This window comes from Curtobacterium sp. MCBD17_030, from assembly GCF_003224255.1.
GTDB lineage: Bacteria > Actinomycetota > Actinomycetes > Actinomycetales > Microbacteriaceae > Curtobacterium.
Genome location: NZ_QKLI01000001.1, coordinates 253454 through 276466 on the forward strand (window position 1 = coordinate 253454; position 23013 = coordinate 276466).

Sequence of the window (23013 nt, forward strand, 5' to 3'; positions counted from 1 at the left end):
GTGAGTGCGCTCCGCCTGTTCACGTCGGAATCGGTGACCGAAGGCCACCCCGACAAGATCTGCGACCAGATCTCGGACGCGATCCTGGACGCCCTGCTCACGGTCGACCCGAACGCACGGGTCGCCGTCGAGACGATGGTGACGACCGGGCTCGTGCACGTCGCGGGAGAGGTCACGACCTCGGGCTACGTCGAGATCCCGCAGCTCGTCCGCGACGTCATCACCGGCATCGGGTACAACTCGTCCGACGTGAGCTTCGACGGTCGCACCTGCGGCGTCGAGATCTCGATCGGCGCGCAGTCCCCGGACATCGCCCAGGGTGTCGACGAGTCCCTCGACACCCGCTCGGGTGCCGGCACGGACCCGCTCGACCGCCAGGGCGCCGGTGACCAGGGCATCATGTTCGGCTTCGCGACGAACGAGACGCCGGAGTACATGCCCGTCGCCATCTGGCTCGCGCACCGCCTGGCCGAGAAGCTCGCCGCGGTCCGCAAGTCCGGCGAGCTGCCGTACCTGCGCCCGGACGGCAAGACCCAGGTCACGGTCGGGTACGACGGCGTCACGCCGAAGACCGTCGAGACCGTGGTCCTGTCGACCCAGCACGCGCCGAGCGTCTCGCTCGAGCAGCTGACCGCGGACATCACCGAGCACGTCATCCGCCCGGTGCTCGACCTGGTGGAGCTCGACTCGTCGCACGTCGACGTGATCGTGAACCCGACCGGACGCTTCGAGATCGGCGGCCCGCAGGGCGACGCCGGACTCACCGGGCGCAAGGTCATCGTCGACACCTACGGCGGGGCCTCCCGGCACGGCGGCGGCGCGTTCAGCGGCAAGGACCCGTCCAAGGTCGACCGCTCGGCCGCCTACGCCCTGCGCTGGGTCGCGAAGAACGCCGTCGCGGCGGGTCTCGCCGACCGCCTCGAGGTCCAGGTCGCCTACGCGATCGGTCGGGCCAAGCCCGTCGGCCTGTACGTCGAGTCCTTCGGCACCGGCCACGTCGACGACGCGACGATCGAAGCCGCGATCACGAAGGTGTTCGACCTGCGACCGGCCGCGATCATCCGTGACCTCGACCTGCTGACCCCGAAGTACGCGCAGACCGCGACCTACGGGCACTTCGGTCGCGAACTGCCCGGCTTCACCTGGGAGCAGCTCGACCGCGTCGAGGAGCTCCGCACCGCGGCAGGACTCGTCTCCGTCACCGTCTGAGGCCCTTCGTGGCCAACGTCGCGCGTGTCGTCCTCGACTCACCGCTCCCGCAACTCGACCGTCTGTTCGACTACCGGGTCCCGGCCGAGATCGAGGACGACTGCGTGCCGGGGGTCCGGGTCCGGGTGCCGTTGCGCTCCGGCGCCCGGATGACCGACGCCTACGTGGTGGAGGTCGTGGCCGACGACGCCCTCTCGCCGGAGAACGACTTCCCGGGCGAGCTGAGTGCCGTCGAGGAGCTCGTCAGCCCGGTGCCGGTGCTCGCGCCGGAGGTCTGGGAGCTGGCCCGCGCCGTGGCCGACCGTGCCGCCGGGGTCGCCAGCGACGTGCTGCGCCTCGCGGTGCCGACGCGGCAGGTCCGGCCGGAGAAGGCCTGGCTCGCTCGTGACCCGGACCACGTGCCGCCCCGCGTGACGGCGGTCCCGGTCGACGGGTACGGCGACGCGGTCGTCGAGGCGGTGATGGACGCCGGCGGACGCGCGGCCGTCGGTGCGATCCCGCACCCGGTCCTGCTCGCCGCCCCGGCCCGAGCGATCCCGGCCGACGACGCCGACGGGCCTGCTCCCGCCTGGGTGCCCGGCTGGGCCGCGACCCTGGCGCAGGCCGCCGCACACACCCTGGCGGGGGAGCGGTCGGCCGTCATCGCCGTGCCCGACTTCCGCGACGTCACGGACCTCGAGCGCGCCCTGCTCGTCCTCGTGCCCGCCGAGCGGGTGGTGCGGTTCGACGCGAAGCAGACCAACGGGCAGCGCGCCCGGGCACTCCTCACCGCCCGGACGCACCCGGTCGTCGCGATCGGGAATCGTGCCGCCGTGTACGCACCGGCGTCGGACCTCGGCCTCATCGCCCTCTGGGACGACGGCGACCCGTCCTTCGCCGAGCAGCGCGCGCCGTACGTGCACACCCGTGACGTCGCGCTGGTACGGACCGCCCAGTCCGGGGCCGCGCTCCTGATGGTGTCGCACGCGCGGAGCACCGACGTGCAGCGGCTCGTCGAGCTCGGATGGTTGCAGGAGATCGGTCCGCACCGCGCCCGTGTGCCGAAGGTCGTCCCGACGGCCCACCAGACCAACGCCGACGGGTACGCCGCACAGGCCCGCATCCCGAGCAGTGCCTGGCGGGCCGCCCGCGAGGCCAGTCACGACGGACCCGTGCTCGTGCAGGTGTCGAACCCCGGCTTCGGGACCGGCCTGGTCTGCACCGAGTGCGGGGAGCGCGCCCACTGCCGGGTGTGCGGTGGTCCACTCGGCAGTCCGCACGCCGGGTCCACCCCGCAGTGTCGGTTCTGCGGCGCGCTCGCGGCCGGGTACCGCTGCCCGACCTGTGGCAACGGGAAGCTCAAGCCCGTCGGCCAGGGTGCCCAGCGCACCGCCGACGAACTCGGCCGCGCCTTCCCGAACACCCGGATCGTGGTGGCCGACGGATCGCGCCCGATCGACGAGGTACCGGCCCGTCCCGCGGTCGTCGTCGCGACCCGCGGCGCCGAACCGGACGTCGCCGGCGGCTACGCCTGCGTACTGCTCCTGGACGGCGAACGGATGCTGGCGCGCGAGGGACTGCGAGTCCAGGAGGACGTCCTCCGGATCTGGGCGAACGCCGCGGCGAAGGGCGCTCCCGGAGCGCCGGTGTACCTCGTCGGCATCGGCGGCAAGCTCGCGAACGCGATGGCACTCTGGCGGCTCGACGTGCCCGCCCACGACGAACTCACCGACCGGCGTGAGCTGTTCTTCCCGCCGGCGGTGCGGGTCGCCACGCTGACCGGGACGGACGAGGCGGTGACCGGCGCGATCGAGGCGCTCGGCGACGCGCCGGTGGGCCCGGTCCTCGGACCGGTCCCCGTCGACGACCCGACGCCGGGGACGGTCCGCGCGATCGTGCGCTTCCCCTACGGCCACGGGACAGAGGTGGCGGCGACCCTCAAGGCCGAGGTGATCCGCCGGTCGTCGACGCGCCGGGTGGTCAAGGGCGGGGCGAAGCGTCGCGCGGCTCCGGCCCTCCGCGTCCGGATGGACGACGCCGAGCCGTTCTCCGAGGTCTGAACCGGTCGCTGCAGAGCCGAGCCCGGACATGACGGGAGGCCCGTGGCGATCCCGCCACGGGCCTCCCGTCATGTCGCCGACCGAGGTCACCGACCGAGGTCACCGACCGAGGTCACCGATCCGGGTCAGCGCGCGGTCCGCTCCGCGCCGACCGGTGCACGGCGGCCGCGCGAGAGCACGACGCCGAGGGCGACCATGCCGATCGCGAGGACCAGGTGCAGCCAGTTGTCCGCCGAGTTCAGCGGCACGAAGTTCGCGGCGCTGTCGCTGTTCGCGGTGAACAGGCCGTAGATCCAGAGCACGAAGTAGACGATGCCGCCGATGACCAGGTAGAGCCGGGAACCACTGGCGCGTCGGGCCGCCAGGACGCCGACGATGCCGAAGAGCAGGTGGACGATGTTGTGCAGGACCGACACCTGGAAGATGCCGAGCAGCATGCCCATCGAGTCGTTGCCGGCACCACCGAGGTCACCGGTGGTCAGGCCGGGGATGAAGCCCGCCAGGCCGACGAGCAGGAAGACGATGCCGACGACGAGCGCGCCCTTCTGGACGGGCGTCTCGGCGAAGCTCGTGGGAGCGGGGGTGGAGAGTCGGTCTGACATGTTCGTTCCTTTCAGGGAATCGCCTGTGAACGTACCCGTCGGTCTCCGCGCTGTCCGGAGGCGAGGGCACAGCTCGTCCGGCACGACGCCGGCGAGCCGGGTCCGCGGATCAGCGGGGCTGGGCCGGGTTGGTCGGGTCGCCGTGTGACGGCGGGTTGATGACCGGCCCGGACGTGGCCGGGGTGACGGCGGGGGAACCGCCGGTGCCCTGCTGGACCTCCGGGAGGTGCTCGGGCACCGAGCCGGTCGGTTCGGCCCCGGCTTCGAGTGCGGCGATCCGGGAGGTCAGCACCTCCACGACCGGCAGCCGGTTCCCGTGGGCCCGCTCGTGCTCGAGCAGGGTCTGCAGCTGGTCGCGGTCGAGCGGGCGGACGTGCTCGGCGAGGTTGCCGAGCGGCAGGTGGTCGAAGTCCGGCAGCGGCAGTGCGTCGGTGGTCATGGTGGTCCTTCCGTCGAGATGCCAGCGACCGTAGGCAGGCACGCCTCAGCGCGTCCCCAGGCCCGGCGCGGACGGCGTCCGCCCGGGCGCGGCCGCGGCTCGTGGGAGACTGGTCCGATGCGTCTCGTCGTCGCCGGCAGTCCCGCTGCCGCGGTCCCCACCCTCCGTGCTCTGGCGGCGTCCGACCACGAGATCGCGGCGGTGTTGACCCGCCCGCCGACGCCGCAGGGCCGGAAGCGCGTGCTGACGCCCACGCCGGTCGCGCAGGCAGCGGCGGAGCTCGGGCTGCCGGTGATCGAGGCCTCCCGTGTGGACGACGAGGTGACGGCCCGGATCGCGGCGCTCGACGTCGGCCTCGGTGTGATCGTCGCGTACGGCGCACTCCTCCGTCGCCCAGCCCTCGACGCCCCGCGGCTCGGCTGGGTCAACCTGCACTTCTCCGACCTGCCGGCGTACCGCGGTGCCGCCCCCGTGCAGCGTGCCGTGATGGCCGGTGCGACGACCACGGCCGCGACGGTGTTCCAGCTGGTCGCGGCCCTGGACGCGGGCCCGGTCTTCGCGGCCGAGCCGTTCACGATCGACCCGGAGGCCACCTCCGGCGAGGTCCTCAGCGCGATGGCGGTGACCGGTGCCGACGTCGTCGTGCGGGTCGTCGACGCCATGGCCGCGGGCACCGCCGTCGCCACCGAGCAGGTCGGCGCTCCGACGTGGGCCCCGAAGCTCACCCTCGAGGACGGCCGGACCGACTTCGCCGCCCCGGCGGCCGCGGTGCACGCCAGGCTCCGTGGCGTCACCCCGGAGCCTGGTGCGTTCGCACACCTCGGCGAGACCCGGGTGAAGCTGCTGCGGGCGCGCCGGTACGGTGCAGTCGGTGGCCGGCCGGGAGGCCCGGAGGACTCCGCCCCGCACCTCGCGCCGGGTGCGCTCCGGCTCGTGGACGGTGCCCTGCTGGTCGGGACGGCGGACGAACCGCTCGTGCTGACCGAGGTGCAGCCGGCCGGCAAGAAGGCGATGGACGCCGCGGCCTGGGCCCGAGGGCTCGGACCGCTCGACGGGAAGGTGCTCGCATGAGCGCGGAACAGGCACGGTCACGCGGAGCGCAGCGCGGTGGCCGCGGCGGCGGCAGCGGTGTCGGGCGCCCGGGCGGGCGCCCCGGCGGTCGACCCCGCGAGCCCCGGCAGATGAGCGCCCGGCGGGTCGCGTTCGACGTCCTCCGTGCCGTCCAGGTCGACGACGCGTACGCGAACCTGCTCCTGCCGACGCGCATCCGACGAGCCGGGCTCAGCGCGCGGGACGCCGGTTTCGCCACCGAGCTCACCTACGGCACGATCCGGATGATCGGCCGCTACGACGTGGTGGTCGCGGTGGCGTCCGGACGTCGGGCGGACCTCATCGAAGCCGACGTGCTCGACGTCATGCGCCTCGGGGTGCACCAGCTGCTCGGCATGCGCACCCCGACCCACGCGGCGGTCTCCGCGACGGTCGAGCTCGCCCGCGAGGTCGGCGTCACCCGTGCCACCGGCTTCGTCAACGCCGTGATGCGCAAGGTCGCCGGCAAGACGCCGGAGGAGTGGGACGCCCTGGTGACGGCGGGCCTCGGCGGGGACGCACTCCTCGCGACGCGCTGGTCGCACCCGGTGTGGGTCGTGTCGGCACTCCGGGACGCCCTGGCCGCGGAGCGGTCCCGTGACGAACTCGTCGCGCTCCTCGCCGCCGACAACGAGGCACCGCGGGTCCAGCTCGCGGCGTTGCCCGGTGTCGCGTCGGCCGAGGACGTCGAGCAGGCGACCGCCCGCGTGGCGGCGGACGACGACGAGACGGGGGACGTGCCTCCCGTCGGTCCGGGCGACGACGCCGCAGCCGACGTGGCCGAGGCCGAGGCCGACCAGGCCGACGCGGCGCAAGAGCCCGCCCCGGCCGCTCCCGACCTGCCGGTCTCGCCCGTCGGGATCCGCGGCGTCACCGGTGACCCGGCCCGCGTCCCCGGCGTCGCCGCCGGCCGGCTCCGCGTCCAGGACGAGGGCTCGCAACTCGCGGCCCTCGCGCTGTCCCGTTCGTCCGAGGTACGGGCCGGCGAACGCTGGCTCGACCTCTGCGCAGGCCCGGGTGGCAAGGCCGCACTCCTGGCCGCCGAGGCCGCACAGGCTGGTGCGACCCTCACCGCCAACGAGCTCGTCCCGGCCCGGGTGGGACTCGTCCGGGAGGCACTCCGCGACTTCCGTGACACCGTCACCGTGGTCGAGGGCGACGGTCGCCGCTACGGGCACGACGGCTCGGGTGTCACGTACGACCGCGTCCTGCTCGACGCCCCGTGCACCGGCCTCGGCGCGCTGCGTCGCCGTCCGGAGGCCCGCTGGCGGAAGCAGCCGGAGGACGTCGCCGAACTGGCCGTCCTGCAGGAGGAGCTGCTCGAGGCCGCGGTCCGCGTGCTCGCACCGGGCGGCACCCTGGCGTACGTGACGTGCTCGCCGCACCTGGCCGAGACGCGCGGCCAGGTCGACGCCCTGATGCGTCGGCACGGGGACCTGCTCGAGCAGCTCGACACCGCATCCGTGGTCCGCTCGGTCGCCGCGCGTGACCCGCAGGTCGCGGACGGCCGGACCGTGCAGCTCTGGCCGCACCGGATCGGTACCGACGCGATGTTCATCGCACTGTTCCGCCGGACCGCCTGACGGGCTGTCGGCTCGGTGGCCGGCCGGGTCCGGGCCGGTAGGCTCGACGGGTGACGATCCGCATCTCGCCGAGCATCCTGTCCGCCGACTTCGCGAACCTCGAGCGCGAGCTCCAGCGCATCGAGACCGCCGACATGGTGCACGTCGACGTGATGGACAACCACTTCGTGCCGAACCTGACGCTCGGCCTGCCGATCGTCCAGCGCCTGCAGCAGGTGTCGCCCGTGCCCCTCGACGTGCACCTCATGATCACCGACGCCGACACCGAGGCGCCGAAGTACGCCGAGACCGGTGCGTCCAGCGTCACCTTCCACGTCGAGGCCGCGACCGACCCCGTCGCCACCGCTGCCGCCATCCGGTCGAACGGGGCCCGCGCCGCGGTCGCCGTGAAGCCCGGCACCCCGATCACCCGGGTGCTGCACCACCTCGACGCCTACGACATGATCCTGCTGATGACCGTCGAGCCCGGGTTCGGTGGTCAGGCGTTCATGACCTCGGTGATGCCGAAGCTCGCCGACGCACGCGCCGCGGTGGACGCGTCGGGGCTCGACGTCTGGCTCGAGGTCGACGGTGGCATCGCGGTCGACACGGTGCCGGAGGCGGTCCGGAGCGGCGCGGACACCCTGGTCGCCGGCTCCGCGGTCTACGGCGGCGAGCCCGCCGCCCGCATCACCGATCTCCGGGCGGCGGCACAGCGTGCGCTCGCAGACCGGTAGCCTGGGAACGTGAAGACGTTCGACGACCTGTTCGCGGAGCTGACCGAGAAGGCGCGCACGCGCCCGGACGGCTCCGGCACCGTCGCCGAACTGGATGCCGGCGTGCACCAGATCGGCAAGAAGATCGTGGAGGAAGCCGCCGAGGTCTGGATGGCGGCCGAGTACGAGGGCGACGAGCGCACCTCGGAAGAGATCTCGCAGCTCGTGTACCACCTGCAGGTCCTCATGATCGCGAAGGGCCTGACCCCGGCGGACGTCTGGCGACATCTGTAGGGAGCGCGTCACCCCGCGCACCGCAGATCCGTCACCGACCCCTCCTCCAGGAAGCAGACCTGATGCTCCGCATCGCCGTGCCCAACAAGGGCTCACTGTCCGAGACCGCCTCCGAGATGCTGCGGGAGGCCGGGTACGCCGGCCGCCGTGACCCGAAGGCGCTGCACCTCATCGACGAGCGCAACGGGGTGGAGTTCTTCTTCCTCCGTCCGCGGGACATCGCCACCTACGTCGGCTCGGGCGCACTCGACGTCGGGATCACCGGCCGCGACCTGCTGCTCGACTCGGGGTCGACCGCGCACGAGGTCGACGCGCTCGGGTTCGCGGACTCCACCTTCCGCTTCGCCGGCGCCCCGGGCCGGTACAGCGTGCTGCAGGACCTCGAGGGTGTCCGCGTCGCCACGAGCTACCCCGGCCTCGTCGGCGAGTTCCTCGCACAACACGGCGTCACCGCGACCCTCGTGAAGCTCGACGGCGCTGTCGAGAGCGCCGTCCGGCTCGGGGTCGCCGACGCGGTGGCGGACGTCGTCTCGACCGGCAGCACACTCCGCGCCGCCGGGCTCGAGATCTTCGGCCCGGTCATCCTGGAGTCCACCGCGGTGCTCATCACCACCGACGAGACCATCTCCGGCATCGACGTGCTCCGGCGCCGGCTGCAGGGCGTCCTGGTGGCCCGCGGCTACGTCATGCTCGACTACGACATCCCGTCCGACCTGCTCGAGCAGGCGACCGCGATCGCCTCGGGCATCGAGTCGCCGACGGTCTCGCCGTTGCACGACCGCGCCTGGTCGGCCGTCCGCGTGATGATCCCGCGCGACGACGCCAACCTCATCATGGACGCGCTGTACGACCTCGGCGCCCGGGCGATCCTCGTCAGCCCGATCCACGCCGCACGCCTGTGACCGGCGCACCCGACGCGACCGCACCGGGCGCAGCACTCGGCGGGGTCTCGGTCCGTGTCATCCCGTGCCTCGACGTCTCCGGCGGCCGGGTCGTCAAGGGCGTCAACTTCCTCGACCTGCAGGACGCCGGGGACCCCGTCGAGCTCGCCGCGCGGTACTACGAGCAGGGCGCCGACGAGTTGACGTTCCTCGACGTCGGCGCGACGGTCGAGAACCGCGCCACGATGTGGGACACCGTCACCCGCACCGCCGAGCAGGTCTTCATCCCGCTCACCGTCGGCGGTGGGGTCCGCACCGTCGACGACGTCTCTCGCCTACAGCAGTGCGGCGCGGACAAGATCGGCGTCAACAGTGCCGCGATCGCCCGCCCGGAGCTGGTGTCCGAGATCGCCGACCGGTTCGGTGCCCAGGCGGTCGTCCTGTCGCTCGACGTCAAGCGCTCCGACCGGATGCCGTCCGGTTTCGTGGTCACCACGCACGGCGGTCGCACCGAGACCGACATCGACGCGATCGCCTGGGCGCGCGAGGCCGTCGAGCGCGGCGCGGGGGAGCTCCTCGTCAACTCCATCGACGCCGACGGCACGAAGAACGGCTTCGACCTCGACCTCGTCGCCGCGGTCCGTCCGGTCTCCACGGTGCCGGTCATCGCCTCGGGAGGCGCGGGGCGCGTCGAGCACTTCGCCCCCGCCGTCGACGCCGGTGCCGACGCGGTCCTCGCGGCGAGCGTGTTCCACCGCGGTGAGATGACCGTCGGCGACGTCAAGGGGGCGCTCCGCGCGACCGGCCACGTCGTCCGCTGACGCCGTCCCGGCGAGCCGGCTCGGGCCTCCCGTCCGGCGTGTCCGTCCGCAGCGAGCGCGCCGGGCAGGGCCGTAGGCTGGTGCCCTCATGACCGACAGCACCAGCACCAGCACCGAAGCGGTCCTCGACCGCGCGCGCTTCGGTACGGACGGACTGCTCCCCGCCATCGTGCAGGAGGAATCGTCGAAGGACGTCCTCATGCTCGGCTACATGGACCGTGAAGCCCTCCGCCGCACCCTGACGGAGGGCCGGGTGACCTTCTGGTCGCGGTCCCGGAGCGAGTACTGGCGCAAGGGGGACTCGTCGGGCCACGCCCAGTACGTCCGTGCCGCCGCCCTGGACTGCGACGACGACACGCTCCTCGTCACGGTGCAGCAGGTCGGAGCCGCGTGCCACACGGGTGCCCACCGGTGCTTCGACGTCGACCCGCTCGAGCCGGTGACCGCCTCGGCGCCCGACACCGCGGCTGCGGACGGGGCGGCTCGATGAGCGACTCGCCCCGCACCACGCTCCGCGACGACTTCGACGGACTCGTCCGCGACGGCCACCGTGTCGTGCCCGTCGTCCGCGCGCTCTTCGCCGACAGTGAGACGCCGGTCGGGGTCTACCGGAAGCTCGCCGACGGTCGCGCCGGGTCGTTCCTCCTGGAGTCCGCCGGACAGGGCGGCCTCTGGTCGCGCTGGTCGTTCGTCGGTGTCCGCAGCTTCGGCGTCCTGACCCAGGAGGGCGACCGCGCCGCCTGGATCGACACCGGCATGTCGGCCGAACGGGCCGTCGGCTCGCTCGACGGGCAGCCGCTGGAGGTCCTCGCCCGGCTGCACGAGCGCTGGGCGACGCCCCGCGTGCCGGGCATGCCGCCCCTCGTCGGCGGCACCGTCGGCTTCATCGGGTGGGAAGCGGTCCGCCAGCTCGAACACCTGCCCGACGCGCCGCCCGCCGACTTCGACGTGCCCGGACAGGCGCTGTCGTTCGTCGCCGAACTCGCCGCCCTCGACCACCGCACCGGACTGGTGCTCCTGGTCGCGACGGCGCTGAACGACGGCACGGACGATGCCGACACCCTGTGGTCGGACGCGCAGGCCCGGCTCGACCGGATGCAGGCCGACCTCGTGCAGCCGAGCATCGCGACCGTCGCCGAGGCGTTCGACATCGCCGAACCGACCGCACGCTCCCGGTCCACTCCGGAGGAGTACGCGGCCGCCATCGAGCGGTCGAAACAGTTCATCCGCGACGGCGACGTCTTCCAGGTCGTCATCTCGCAGCGGTTCGACCAGGAGGTCACGGCCGACCCCCTCGACGTCTACCGGGTCCTCCGCACGTTGAACCCCAGCCCGTACATGTACTTCCTGTCGCTCGCGGGCACCGACGCCCGGCCGTTCTGGATCGTGGGAGCGTCGCCGGAGGCCCTGGTGAAGGTGCAGGACGGTCGCGCGATGACGCACCCGATCGCCGGCTCCCGGCCGCGCGGTGCCACGACCGAAGAGGACGTGCGCCTCGGCGACGAGCTGCTGCAGGACCCGAAGGAGCGCGCCGAGCACCTGATGCTGGTGGACCTCGCCCGCAACGACCTGCAGAAGGTGTGCGAGCCGGGGACCGTCGCCGTGACGGAGTTCATGACGGTCGAGCGGTTCAGCCACATCATGCACCTGGTCTCCAGCGTCGAGGGGGCGATCCGCCCGGGGATGTCGGCCATCGACGTGTTCCGGGCGACCTTCCCGGCCGGCACGCTCTCGGGTGCGCCGAAGCCGCGCGCGCTGCAGATCATCGACGAGCTCGAACCCGCGAAGCGCGGGGCGTACGCGGGGGTCGTCGGGTACTTCGACTTCGCAGGGGACGCCGACGTCGCCATCGCGATCCGCACCGCCCTGATCCAGGACGGGGTCGCACGGGTGCAGGCCGGTGCCGGGCTCGTCGCCGACTCGGACCCGATGAGCGAACACCTCGAGTCGGTCAACAAGGCCGCCGCGCCGCTGCGTGCCGTCGCGACCGCCAACCGGATGACCGGGGTCGCCCCGTGAAGCGCTCCCGACCGCTCGTCGTCGTCCTCGGGCTCCTGGTCGCCGGACTCGTGATGCTGTCGTGGACGCAGACCTGGTTCACCGTGCACCTCGACCACACCGCGGCCGTCGTGAAGACCGTGGACGCGGACGGAGCCACCGTCGTACCGCAGTACACCGCAGTCGCGATCGCCAGCCTCGCCCTGTTCCTCGCGATGACGATCGCCGGCCGTGTCGTCCGCGTCGTGCTCGCCGTGGTGCAGGTCCTGCTCGGGGTGGCCGTCGTCGTCACCGGCGTCACGGCACTGTCCGATCCGGTCGCCGCCGCGCGGAGCGCCATCGGTTCGGTCGCCGGAGTCAGCGACATCGGCGCCGTCCGGCAGGTCGTCACCGGCGTCGACGTCGGTGTCTGGCCGGTCATCGGGATCATCGGCGGGGTCCTCGCGTCGCTGCTCGGCGTCGCGGTGCTCTTCCTGCAGCGGTCCTGGCCCGGTCCGAGCCGCAGGTACGGCGATGCCGCCACGCCCGGAGCGGCCTCCGCGGCCGGGGCCAGTGGCGGTCCCGCGTCCGTCGACGGTGCTCCGCGCCGACCCGTCGTACGCGACGCGGTCGTCGACTGGGACGACCTCAGCGCGGGCGTCGACCCGACCGCGGGGGACGCCGTCGCGGGGCAGTCCGACACCCCGGACACGGTAGGATCGACGGAGCGCCGCCCGACCGGTGGCGCCAGCGACCACGAGGAGCACCGTGAGCAACACTGAGCCCGCAGAACTCGGCGAAGGCCACTCGCCGGCGGCCTGGACGGCCGTCGTCATCATGCTGATCGGCTTCGCGGCCGGGACGCTCTGCTTCTGGTTCGACATCGCCTGGGGCGTGTGGGCGTCCGCTGCCGTCGTCGTGATCGGTCTCATCGTGGGCTTCGCGATGGGCAAGGCCGGCTACGGCGTCAACGGTCCGAAGTACGTCACCAAGCACCACGGCGGCTGAGCCCGTGTCGGCTGAGCCCACCGACACCGTGCGCGTTCCTCCGGTGCCCGGGGTCGACCTGCTGCAGGGCCTCGTCGCCGGTGCGCTCGAGGACGCCGCTGCTCGTCGACTCGACCGCCCGTACGCGGACGTCGAACGCGACCTCGACCGGGTCGCCTCGCCGCTCGACGCGCTGCAGTTCCTGGCCCCGGGTGACCGGGTGAAGGTCCTCGCCGAGGTCAAGCGTGCGAGTCCGTCCCGTGGGTCGATGGCCCCGATCGCGGACCCGGCTGCCCTCGCCGCCGAGTACGAGCGCGGCGGAGCCTCCGCGATCAGCGTCCTGACCGAGGGCCGGAAGTTCCTCGGCACGCTCGCCGACCTCGAGGCGGTCAAGGCCCGTGTCGGCATCCCCGTGCTCCGCAAGGACTTCATCGCCGACCCGTACCAGGTCGTCGAAGCGCGTGCGGCCGGAGCGGACATCGTCCTGCTCATCGTCGCGGCCCTCGACCAGTCCACGCTCGTGCAGCTCCACATCCTCGCCGAAGAACTCGGCATGCGCGTCCTTGTCGAGGCGCATTCCGCGGACGAGGTCGCGCGTGGCCTCGACGCCGGCGCACGGATCCTGGGTGTGAACGCCCGCGACCTGACCGACTTCTCGCTCGACCGCCACCTCTTCGGGTCCTTGGCCGACCGGATCCCGGACGGGGTCGTCCGCGTGGCCGAGTCCGCCGTGAAGACCCCCGCCGACGTGGCCCACTACCGGTCCGCCGGTGCCGACGTCGTCCTCGTCGGGGAGGCGCTGGTCACCGGCGCCGACCCCGCCGCCACGCTCGCGTCGTTCATCGACGGCTGACAACCCGTCCGGTGCACGCCGGACACCCAGGAGCACCACCGTGACCTCACTCCGTGACCTGCAAGGCCCCTACTTCGGCGACTTCGGTGGGCGGTTCGTCCCCGAGTCGCTCGTGCTGGCGCTCGACGAACTCGAGACCGCGTTCCGTTCGGCCTGGGCGGACCCGTCCTTCCGCGAGGAACTCGACACCCTCCAGCGCGACTACACCGGACGGCCGTCGATCATCACCGAGGTGCCGCGGTTCGCGAAGCACGCCGGTGGTGCCCGGATCATCCTCAAGCGCGAGGACCTCAACCACACCGGGTCGCACAAGATCAACAACGTGCTCGGTCAGGCGCTCGTCGCCCGCCGGCTCGGCAAGACGCGGCTGATCGCGGAGACCGGTGCCGGCCAGCACGGCGTCGCCACCGCGACGGCGGCGGCCCTGTTCGGGATGGACTGCGTCGTGTACATGGGCGCCGTCGACACCGAGCGACAGGCCCTCAACGTCGCCCGGATGCGCCTGCTCGGCGCCGAGGTCATCCCGGTGGAGACCGGATCGCGCACGCTGAAGGACGCCATCAACGACGCCCTCCGCGACTGGGTCGCCAACGTCGACTCCACGCACTACCTCCTCGGCACGGTCGCCGGTCCGCACCCCTTCCCGGAGATGGTGCGCCAGTTCCACAAGGTGATCGGTGAAGAGGCTCGGCAGCAGGTCCTGGACCGCGTCGGTCGCCTGCCCGACGCCGTCGCCGCGTGCGTCGGCGGCGGGTCGAACGCCATGGGCATCTTCGAGGCGTTCCTCGACGACGAATCGGTCCGGCTGCACGGGTTCGAAGCGGGCGGCGACGGTGTCGAGACCGGTCGCCACGCCGCCAGCATCACCCTGGGGCGCGAAGGCGTGCTGCAGGGCGCGAAGTCGTACCTGATGCAGGACGAGGACGGCCAGACCATCGAGAGCCACAGCATCTCGGCCGGGCTCGACTACCCGAGCGTCGGTCCGGAGCACGCGTACCTGGCGTCGATCGGCCGTGCGCAGTACGAGCCGATCACCGACACCGAGGCGATGGAGGCCTTCCGGCTGATGAGCCGGACCGAGGGCATCATCCCCGCGATCGAGTCCTCGCACGCCCTCGCCGGGGCGATGAAGCTCGGCAAGGAACTCGGACCCGAGGGCGTCATCCTCGTGAACCTCTCCGGCCGCGGCGACAAGGACGTGGCTTCGGCCAGCCGCTACTTCGGCATCCTCGACGAGACAGCGGTGCAGTCGTGAGCACGAACAAGACCGTCGCCGCGACCATCGACCGCGCGAACGCCGAGCGAGCCGGAGCCGTCATCGGCTACCTGCCCGCCGGCTACCCGGACCTGCAGACGAGCGTGGACGCGGCGGTCGCCCTCGCCGAGAACGGCGTCGACGTCATCGAGCTGGGTCTGCCGTACTCCGACCCGGTGATGGACGGCCCGGTGATCCAGCGCGCCGCGGAGGAGAGCCTGGCCAACGGCTTCAAGGTCGCGCAGGTGTTCGACGCCGTCAACGCGATCACCGAGCGGGTCGACGTGCCGGTCCTGGTGATGACCTACTGGAACCCGGTCCTGCGCTACGGCGTCGACCGCTTCGCCGACGACCTGGTCACAGCGGGTGCCGCCGGCCTGATCACGCCGGACCTGATCCCGGACGAGGGCCAGCAGTGGATCGACGCGTCCGAGCGCACCGGTCTCGACCGGGTGTTCCTCGCGGCACCGTCCTCGACGGACGTCCGGATGCGCCAGGCCGTGGACCGCAGCCGTGGGTTCGTCTACGCCGTCTCGACCATGGGCGTCACCGGCGCCCGGCTGGGCGTCGACACCGCCGCCCGCACGGTGGTCTCCCGCCTGCGGGACGCCGGCGTCCAGCGCACCTGCGTCGGTCTCGGCATCTCCACCGCCGACCAGGTCGCCGAGGTGCTCGAGTACGCGGACGGTGCCATCATCGGCTCGGCGTTCGTCCGTGCACTCGCCGACCTCGGCGTGACCGGGGTCGCGGACCGCGCCGCCGACCTGTCGTCCGGCGCAGCGCGGCGCTGACCCGCGCTACAGTGATCCGGGCCGACCAGCCCGCAGGGCAAGGGGCCAGCCCCATCGACTGCCCAGCTCCACACGTGAAAGGCGACAGTCGCACATGCCCCTCCTGAGCATCCCGAGCCCGAGCACGGCCTGGCAGTACTTCGACCTCACCGCCTGGCTGCACAGCGTGTCCGGTCTGACCCTGCCGCTCGACTTCCGGATCCACGCGTACGCGATCTGCATCCTCATCGGGATCGTCATCTGCGTGCTGCTCACGAACAGCCGGCTCAACGCCCGTGGTGCCGAGCGGTGGATCATCATCGACATCGCGATCTGGGCGGTGCCGGCCGGCATCATCGGCGGTCGCCTGTTCCACGTCTTCACCCACGTCAGCGACTACTTCGGTCCCGGCATCGACCCGCTCTCGATCTTCTACATCTGGGAGGGCGGTCTCGCCATCTTCGGCGCGCTGATCCTCGGGTCGGTCGGCGCGTGGATCGGCTGCCGCATGGCGGGCCTCCGCTTCTCGGCCTTCATCGACGCCGCCGCTCCCGGTGTGCTGCTCGCCCAGGCCGCGGGTCGTCTCGGCAACTACTTCAACCACGAGCTCTTCGGCATGCCGACGAACCTGCCGTGGGGTCTGCAGATCGAAGCGACGAACCCGGCCTACCCGAAGGGGCTGCCGGAAGGCGTGCTGTTCCACCCCACGTTCCTCTACGAGATCATCTGGAACGTCGTGGGCGCCGTGCTGATCCTGCTCATCGACCGCCGGCTCCGCCTGCAGTGGGGCCGCGTCATGGCGCTCTACCTGATCTGGTACGGCGTCGGCCGGTCGGTGCTCGAGTCCATCCGCGTCGACACGAGCGAGACCTTCGCCGGCATCCGCACCAACGTCTGGATGTCCTTCGCCGCGATCCTGCTCGGCATCATCATCTTCGCGATCCAGTCCCGACGACACGTCGGCAAGGAACCGAGCCCGTACCTGCCGGGTCGCGAGCCGCGCTCGAAGTCCGATGTAGACTCGGACGACACCTACTCGGAGCACGACACCACGACCGGTGTCGCCGATCCGGAGCCGGTCGCCGTCGTCGCCGACCGACACTGAGGTCCCCAGCCTCTCCCGAACGCAGCACCACACCGCGCTTGCCGTCCGCCACAAGCGGACTCCACTCCTCGCACGCCGTCAGGGCACAGCCTGACGGCGAGCACGGGCACCAGTCCCGCCCGCTCGGGCGGAACGCACCACCGGGCCATCGCTGTCCCTGTTCCACTTCCTCGTGAGGACGGTTCCCCATGGCGCTCCTGCCACCCCAGCCCTCTGCAGTCCCGAACGGCGCGAACGACCCGTCGTCACGGACCGGGCTCCGCTCGCCGCACCGACGGTTCTCCGCGATCCCCGATGCCGCCGGCATGTACGACCCGGCGAACGAGAAGGACGCCTGTGGCCTGGCCATGGTCGCGACGCTCCGCGGGACGGCCGGGCACGACATCGTCGACGCCGCCCTCGGTGCGCTCCGCAACCTCGAGCACCGCGGTGCCGTCGGCTCGGACGCCGGTACCGGTGACGGCGCGGGCATCCTCTGCCAGGTTCCCGACGCCTTCCTCCGCGACGTCGTCGACTTCGACCTGCCGGACACCGGTCAGTACGCCGTCGGCACGGCCTACCTGCCGCTCGACGCCGACGCCCGTGCCGACGTGAAGGCCACGGTCGAGCAGCTCGCCACTGCCGAGGGGCTCCGCGTCCTCGGCTGGCGCGAGGTGCCGGTCCGTCCCGAGGTGCTCGGCACCCTCGCCCGCGCCGCCATGCCCGCCTTCGAGCAGGTCTTCGTCGCGTCCACCCACCACGACGAGCAGGGTGCACTGCGCTCCGGCATCGAACTCGACCGCCAGGCGTTCCGCCTGCGCAAGCGTGCGGAGCAGGGCAGCGAGCTCTACTTCATGTCGCTGTCGAGCCGCACCATGGTCTACAAGGGCATGGTCACGACGCTCCAGCTCGAGCCGTTCTACCCCGACCTCAGCGACGAGCGCTTCGCGTCCCGTCTGGCGATCGTGCACTCGCGGTACTCCACGAACACCTTCCCGTCGTGGCCGCTCGCCCAGCCGTTCCGTTCGCTCGCGCACAACGGCGAGATCAACACCGTGCGCGGCAACCGCAACTGGATGCGCGCCCGCCAGTCGCAACTCGAGAGCGAACTGCTCGGCGACATGGGCCCGCTGCTGCCGATCGTCAGCCCGGGGGCGAGTGACTCGGCCTCGTTCGACGAGGTCCTCGAACTCCTCACGCTGACCGGCCGGTCCCTGCCGCACGCGATGTCGATGATGGTGCCGGAGGCCTGGGAGAACCAGACCGACATGGACCCCGAGCTCCGGGCGTTCTACGAGTACCACTCGATGCTCATGGAGCCGTGGGACGGCCCGGCGGCGATCACCTTCACCGACGGCACGCTCGTCGGCGCCACGCTCGACCGCAACGGCCTGCGTCCGGGACGGTTCCTGGTCACCGACGACGGCCTCATCGTGATGGGCAGCGAGACGGGCGTCATCGACGTGCCCGCCTCGAAGGTCGTCCGGAAGGGCCGTCTGCGTCCGGGCCGGATGTTCCTGGTCGACACCGAGAACGGCCGCATCATCGAGGACGACGAGGTCAAGCACGACCTGGCGACGTCCGGCCCCTGGGCCGAGTGGCTCGAGTCCGGGCGCATCAACCTCAACGACCTGCCGGACCGCGAGCACATCGTGCACACCCCGGCGTCGGTGACCCGTCGTCAGCGTGCCTTCGGCTACACCGAGGAAGAGGTCCGCATCCTGCTGCGTCCGATGGCGCAGACCGGGGCGGAGCCGCTCGGCGCGATGGGCTCCGACACACCGATCGCAGTGCTGTCGCAGCGTCCGCGCCTGCTCTTCGACTACTTCACGCAGCAGTTCGCACAGGTCACGAACCCGCCGCTCGACTCGATCCGTGAGCAGGTCATCACGTCGATGGGCCTCGGGCTCGGTCCCGAGCGCAACCTGCTGAGCGCCGGGCCCGAGCACGCGAAGCAGATCGTGCTCGACTTCCCGGTGATCGACAACGACGAGTTGGCGAAGATCCAGCACTTCGAGACGGCCTCGGGCCGGCACCTCACCGTGACGATCCGCGGGCTCTACCGGGTCGACGCCGGCGAGACGGCGATGGAGCAGCGCCTCCAGGCCGTCTGTGACGAGGTCGACGCGGCCATCGAGTCGGGCAAGCAGTTCATCGTGCTCTCGGACCGCGACGGCAACGCCGAGAGTGCGCCGATCCCGAGCCTCCTGCTGCTCGCCGCGGTGCACCACCACCTGATCCGCACCGAGCAGCGCATGAAGGTCGGCCTGATCGTCGAGGCCGGCGACGTGCGCGAGGTGCACCACGTGGCGACCCTGATCGGGTACGGCGCCTCGGCGATCAACCCGTACCTCGCCATGGAGACCTGCGAGAACCTCGTACGGTCGGGAATGATCACCGGTCTCACGCCGGAGCAGGCCGTCAAGAACGTCATCAAGGCGCTGGGCAAGGGCGTCCTGAAGATCATGTCGAAGATGGGCATCTCGACGGTGTCCAGCTACGCCGGTGCCCAGGCGTTCGAGGCGGTCGGCCTCAGCCAGGAGTTCGTCGACCGGTACTTCACCGGGACCTCGTCGATCCTCGGCGGTGTCGATGTCGACGTGATCGCGGCGGAGAACGCCGAGCGGCACGCGCAGGCGTACCCGCAGGACGGTGCGGTGCTCTCACACGAGCGCCTGCAGACCGGCGGCGAGTACCAGTGGCGCCGCGAAGGACCGCCGCACCTGTTCAACCCGGACACCGTCTTCCGCCTGCAGCACGCGACCCGTGCCCGCCGGTACGACGTGTTCCGCGAGTACTCGAAGGCGGTCGACGACCAGTCCGAACAGCTGATGACGCTGCGCGGCCTGTTCGGCTTCACCACGGGCGACCGCACCCCGGTGCCCCTCGACGAGGTCGAGCCGATCGCAGAGATCGTCAAACGGTTCAACACCGGTGCGATGTCCTACGGGTCGATCTCGCAGGAGGCGCACGAGACGCTCGCGATCGCGATGAACCGTCTCGGCGCACGGTCGAACACCGGAGAGGGCGGCGAGGACGTCGAGCGCCTGCTCGACCCGGAGCGCCGCAGCGCGATCAAGCAGGTCGCCTCCGGCCGGTTCGGCGTGACGAGCATGTACCTCACGCACGCCACCGACATCCAGCTGAAGATGGCGCAGGGTGCCAAGCCCGGCGAGGGCGGCCAGCTGCCCCCGCAGAAGGTGTACCCGTGGGTCGCCCGGACCCGGCACGCGACCGCCGGTGTCGGCCTCATCTCGCCGCCGCCGCACCACGACATCTACTCGATCGAGGACCTCAAGCAGCTGATCTTCGACGTGAAGCGGGCCAACCCCTCGGCGCGCGTGCACGTCAAGCTCGTCAGCCAGTCCGGCATCGGTGCGGTCGCGGCCGGCGTGACGAAGGCCCTGGCCGACGTCGTGCTCGTCTCGGGCCACGACGGCGGCACCGGCGCCAGCCCGCTGAACTCACTGAAGCACGCCGGCACCCCGTGGGAGATCGGTCTCGCTGAGACGCAGCAGACGCTCATGCTCAACGGCATGCGCGACCGCGTCACGGTGCAGGTCGACGGGCAGATGAAGACCGGGCGCGACGTCGTCGTGGCCGCACTGCTCGGCGCCGAGGAGTACGGCTTCGCGACCGCTCCGTTGGTCGTCGAGGGATGCATCCTGATGCGCGTCTGCCACCTCGACACCTGCCCGGTGGGCGTCGCCACGCAGAACCCGGAGCTCCGCAAGCGCTTCTCCGGCAAGCCGGAGTTCGTCGTGAACTTCTTCGAGTTCGTCGCACAGGAGGTCCGCGAGCTCCTCGCCGAGCTCGGGTTCCGGAGCCTCGACGAGGCGATCGGTCACGCCGACGCCCTCGACGTGGACCGTGCGGTCGAGCACTGGAAGGCGTCGGGTCTCGACCTCGGGCCCGTGCTCAAGGGACCGGAGTTCGCCCCCGACGAGCCGCGCAGCCGTCGCCGCGCCCAGGACCACGAACTCGAGCAGCACTTCGACGTCCGGCTCATCGCCGAGGCGTCCGACGTGCTCGAGCACGGCGGCACGCTGTCGCTCGACCTGCCGATCCGCAACACGGAGCGCGCGGTCGGCACGATGCTCGGCCACGAGGTCACGCTGCGCCACGGCGAGAACGGGCTGCCGACCGGCTCGATCGACATCACCCTCCGCGGGTCGGCCGGACAGTCGCTCGGCGCGTTCATGCCGGCCGGCATCACGCTCCGCCTGGTCGGCGACAGCAACGACTACGTCGGCAAGGGGCTGTCCGGCGGCGAGATCGTCGTCCGTCCGGCCGAGGACGCCGGGTTCGACCCGGCGGAGAACGTCATCGCCGGCAACGTCATCGGCTACGGCGCGACCCAGGGCAGCATGTTCATCCGCGGCATCGTGGGCGAGCGCTTCCTGGTCCGCAACTCGGGTGCGACCGCGGTGGTCGAGGGTGTGGGCGACCACGCGCTCGAGTACATGACCGGCGGCCTCGCGCTCATCCTCGGCGAGACCGGCCGGAACCTCGGTGCCGGCATGTCCGGAGGCACGGCGTACGTCCGCGGCCTCCGTCGCGAACTCGTCAACACCGACGCGCTGGCCTCGGGGGAGCTCCGGCTGGAGCCGCTCGACAGCGCCGACGTCGAGATCGTCACCGACCTGCTCCGACGGCACGCCGACGAGACCGGTTCGACGATCGCTGCGGGGCTGCTCGACTCCGGCGACCTCTCCGAGTTCGTCAAGGTGCTGCCGCGTGACTACGCGGCCGTGCTCGAGACGCGTCGTCAGGCCGTCGACGAGGGCCTCGACCCGGACGGCACCGTCGTCTGGAACCGCATCCTGGAGGTCACCGGTGGCTGACGACATCCACATCGGCGACCCCGCCATCCGCTCGACCCGCACCCGCTCGACCCGCACCCTCACCCAGGAGGTGACCCGTGGCTGACCCCAAGGGGTTCCTGAAGGTCCAGGAACGTGAACTGCCGCCCCGCCGCCCCGTGCCCGTCCGGCTGATGGACTGGAAAGAGGTCTACGAGCAGCAGGAGTCCGGCGCGCTGAAGCGACAGGCTGGCCGCTGCATGGACTGCGGCGTGCCGTTCTGTCACCAGGGCTGCCCGCTCGGCAACCTGATCCCGGAGTGGAACGACCTCATGTGGCGCGGCGAGGGCCGTCAGGCCATCGAGCGGCTCCACGCGACGAACAACTTCCCCGAGTTCACCGGTCGGCTCTGCCCGGCCCCGTGCGAGTCGTCCTGCGTGCTGGGGATCAACCAACCGCCGGTGACGATCAAGCAGGTCGAGGTCTCGATCATCGACGAGGCGTACCAGAAGGGGTGGGTCACCCCGCACCCGCCGGAGCGCCTGACGGGCAAGACCGTCGCGGTCGTCGGGTCCGGCCCTGCCGGCCTCGCCGCCGCGCAGCAGCTGACCCGTGCCGGCCACACCGTCGCCGTCTACGAGCGTGACGACCGCATCGGTGGTCTCCTCCGCTACGGGATCCCCGACTTCAAGATGGAGAAGCGGCAGATCGACGCCCGCCTCGCCCAGATGCAGGCCGAGGGCACGCGCTTCCGCGCCGGTGTCGAGATCGGCCGGGACATCACGTGGGACGACCTGAAGTCCCGCTACGACGCGGTCGTCGTCGCGACCGGCGCCACCGTGCCGCGTGACCTGCCGATCCCGGGACGCGACCTCTCCGGCGTGCACTTCGCCATGGACTACCTCGTCCAGCAGAACCGGGCCAACGCCGGCACGGTCGTCGACAACCAGATCACGGCCGAGGGCAAGCACGTCGTCGTGATCGGTGGCGGTGACACCGGCGCGGACTGCATCGGCACCGCACACCGGCAGGGAGCGCTCAGTGTCACGAACCTGGCGATCGGCAAGCAGCCGCCGCTGGAGCGTCCGTCGGAGCAGCCCTGGCCGATGTTCGCGACCGTGTTCGAGGTCACGAGCGCGCACGAGGAGGGCGGGGAGCGACAGTTCCTCGCCTCGACGGTGGAGTTCCTGCCGAACGAGGCCGGCGAGGTCCGCGCACTCCGCGTGGCCGAGACCGAGTACCTCGACGGACGTCGCGTCCCCAAGGCCGGTACCGAGCGGGAGATCCCGGCGGACCTGGTGCTCATCGCGCTGGGCTTCACCGGTCCCGAGACCGACACGATCGAGCCGCAGCTGGGCCTGCCGACGAGCGTCTCCGGCGTGGTCGCCCGTCAGGCCGACTACACGACCAACGAGCCGGGGGTGTTCGTCGCCGGTGACGCCGGTCGCGGTCAGTCCCTGATCGTCTGGGCGATCGCCGAGGGCCGCGCCGCTGCCGCGAAGGTCGACGAGTACCTCGAGGGTTCGACGATCCTGCCGTCCCCGGTCAAAGCGACGGACCGGGCGATCTCGGTCTGATGGTCCCCTCCCCGTAGACGAGAGGCCACCCGCACTCGATAGGGTGCTGGTGGCCT

Annotated in this window: 20 protein-coding genes; 18 read left to right on the top strand and 2 right to left on the bottom strand. The window is 71.8% G+C overall.

The features are described 5' to 3' along the window. Window positions 1-1209: a methionine adenosyltransferase gene (gene metK / locus DEI89_RS01145; protein ID WP_110902191.1), complete on the top strand. Its 1209-nt coding sequence runs from the start codon at window positions 1-3 to the stop codon at window positions 1207-1209. 8 nt (window positions 1210-1217) lie between these two features. Next, window positions 1218-3248, top strand: a complete 2031-nt coding sequence (locus DEI89_RS01150) for a primosomal protein N' (RefSeq protein WP_110902192.1) — start codon at window positions 1218-1220, stop codon at window positions 3246-3248. 125 nt (window positions 3249-3373) lie between these two features. Here DEI89_RS01150 and DEI89_RS01155 read toward each other — a convergent pair whose 3' ends face one another. Both DEI89_RS01155 and DEI89_RS01160 read right to left on the bottom strand, forming a co-directional pair. Beyond that, a complete protein-coding gene (locus DEI89_RS01155; protein WP_110902193.1) occupies window positions 3374-3850 on the bottom strand; it encodes a DUF4383 domain-containing protein in 477 nt (158 codons plus the stop codon). Between the two features lie 109 nt (window positions 3851-3959). After that, the gene (locus tag DEI89_RS01160; protein WP_110902194.1) at window positions 3960-4289 is read right to left on the bottom strand and encodes a hypothetical protein; all 330 of its coding nucleotides are present in this window, start codon (window positions 4287-4289) and stop codon (window positions 3960-3962) included. Window positions 4290-4406: 117 nt separating this feature from the next. On the opposite strand from DEI89_RS01160, the gene DEI89_RS01165 reads away from it, so the two are divergent. The 16 genes from DEI89_RS01165 (at window position 4407) to DEI89_RS01240 (ending at window position 22957) form a co-directional block, all read left to right on the top strand. Further along, the gene (locus DEI89_RS01165) at window positions 4407-5360 is read left to right on the top strand and encodes a methionyl-tRNA formyltransferase (RefSeq protein WP_110902195.1); all 954 of its coding nucleotides are present in this window, start codon (window positions 4407-4409) and stop codon (window positions 5358-5360) included. After that, entirely contained in the window at window positions 5357-6961 is a 1605-nt protein-coding gene (locus tag DEI89_RS01170; protein ID WP_110902196.1) for an RsmB/NOP family class I SAM-dependent RNA methyltransferase, read from the top strand. The genes DEI89_RS01165 and DEI89_RS01170 overlap by 4 nt, the downstream gene beginning before the upstream one ends. Before the next feature lie 50 nt (window positions 6962-7011). Then, window positions 7012-7677, top strand: coding sequence for a ribulose-phosphate 3-epimerase (gene rpe / locus DEI89_RS01175; protein ID WP_110902197.1), 666 nt, complete (start codon window positions 7012-7014; stop codon window positions 7675-7677). Between the two features lie 9 nt (window positions 7678-7686). Then, window positions 7687-7950 carry a phosphoribosyl-ATP diphosphatase gene (locus DEI89_RS01180; protein ID WP_110902198.1) on the top strand — a complete coding sequence of 88 codons (264 nt, stop codon included), beginning with the start codon at window positions 7687-7689 and terminating at the stop codon, window positions 7948-7950. A 62-nt stretch (window positions 7951-8012) separates the two neighbouring features. Then, on the top strand, window positions 8013-8852 hold the full coding sequence (gene hisG, locus DEI89_RS01185; RefSeq protein WP_110902199.1) for an ATP phosphoribosyltransferase: 840 nt from the start codon (window positions 8013-8015) through the stop codon (window positions 8850-8852). Then, window positions 8849-9652, top strand: coding sequence for an imidazole glycerol phosphate synthase subunit HisF (gene hisF, locus DEI89_RS01190; protein WP_110902200.1), 804 nt, complete (start codon window positions 8849-8851; stop codon window positions 9650-9652). Before hisG ends, hisF begins: the two co-directional genes overlap by 4 nt. A gap of 88 nt (window positions 9653-9740) precedes the next feature. Beyond that, window positions 9741-10142: a phosphoribosyl-AMP cyclohydrolase gene (hisI, locus tag DEI89_RS01195; protein ID WP_110902201.1), complete on the top strand. Its 402-nt coding sequence runs from the start codon at window positions 9741-9743 to the stop codon at window positions 10140-10142. Continuing rightward, entirely contained in the window at window positions 10139-11671 is a 1533-nt protein-coding gene (locus DEI89_RS01200; RefSeq protein WP_110902202.1) for an anthranilate synthase component I, read from the top strand. Before hisI ends, DEI89_RS01200 begins: the two co-directional genes overlap by 4 nt. Further along, on the top strand, window positions 11668-12411 hold the full coding sequence (locus tag DEI89_RS01205; RefSeq protein WP_110902203.1) for a Trp biosynthesis-associated membrane protein: 744 nt from the start codon (window positions 11668-11670) through the stop codon (window positions 12409-12411). The genes DEI89_RS01200 and DEI89_RS01205 overlap by 4 nt, the downstream gene beginning before the upstream one ends. Further along, window positions 12398-12637: a DUF6704 family protein gene (locus tag DEI89_RS01210; RefSeq protein WP_110902204.1), complete on the top strand. Its 240-nt coding sequence runs from the start codon at window positions 12398-12400 to the stop codon at window positions 12635-12637. The genes DEI89_RS01205 and DEI89_RS01210 overlap by 14 nt, the downstream gene beginning before the upstream one ends. 58 nt (window positions 12638-12695) lie before the next feature. Continuing rightward, window positions 12696-13469 (top strand): indole-3-glycerol phosphate synthase TrpC, encoded by a 774-nt coding sequence (gene trpC / locus DEI89_RS01215; RefSeq protein ID WP_110902484.1) that lies wholly within the window; start codon window positions 12696-12698, stop codon window positions 13467-13469. A gap of 40 nt (window positions 13470-13509) precedes the next feature. Then, window positions 13510-14724: a tryptophan synthase subunit beta gene (gene trpB, locus DEI89_RS01220; RefSeq protein WP_110902205.1), complete on the top strand. Its 1215-nt coding sequence runs from the start codon at window positions 13510-13512 to the stop codon at window positions 14722-14724. Further along, window positions 14721-15515, top strand: coding sequence for a tryptophan synthase subunit alpha (trpA, locus tag DEI89_RS01225; protein WP_110902206.1), 795 nt, complete (start codon window positions 14721-14723; stop codon window positions 15513-15515). Before trpB ends, trpA begins: the two co-directional genes overlap by 4 nt. A 94-nt stretch (window positions 15516-15609) precedes the next feature. After that, on the top strand, window positions 15610-16599 hold the full coding sequence (lgt, locus tag DEI89_RS01230; protein ID WP_110902207.1) for a prolipoprotein diacylglyceryl transferase: 990 nt from the start codon (window positions 15610-15612) through the stop codon (window positions 16597-16599). 305 nt (window positions 16600-16904) lie between these two features. Next, the gene (gltB, locus tag DEI89_RS01235) at window positions 16905-21422 is read left to right on the top strand and encodes a glutamate synthase large subunit (protein ID WP_110902485.1); all 4518 of its coding nucleotides are present in this window, start codon (window positions 16905-16907) and stop codon (window positions 21420-21422) included. Window positions 21423-21499: 77 nt separating this feature from the next. Beyond that, window positions 21500-22957, top strand: coding sequence for a glutamate synthase subunit beta (locus tag DEI89_RS01240; protein ID WP_110902208.1), 1458 nt, complete (start codon window positions 21500-21502; stop codon window positions 22955-22957). Window positions 22958-23013: the final 56 nt, after the last annotated feature.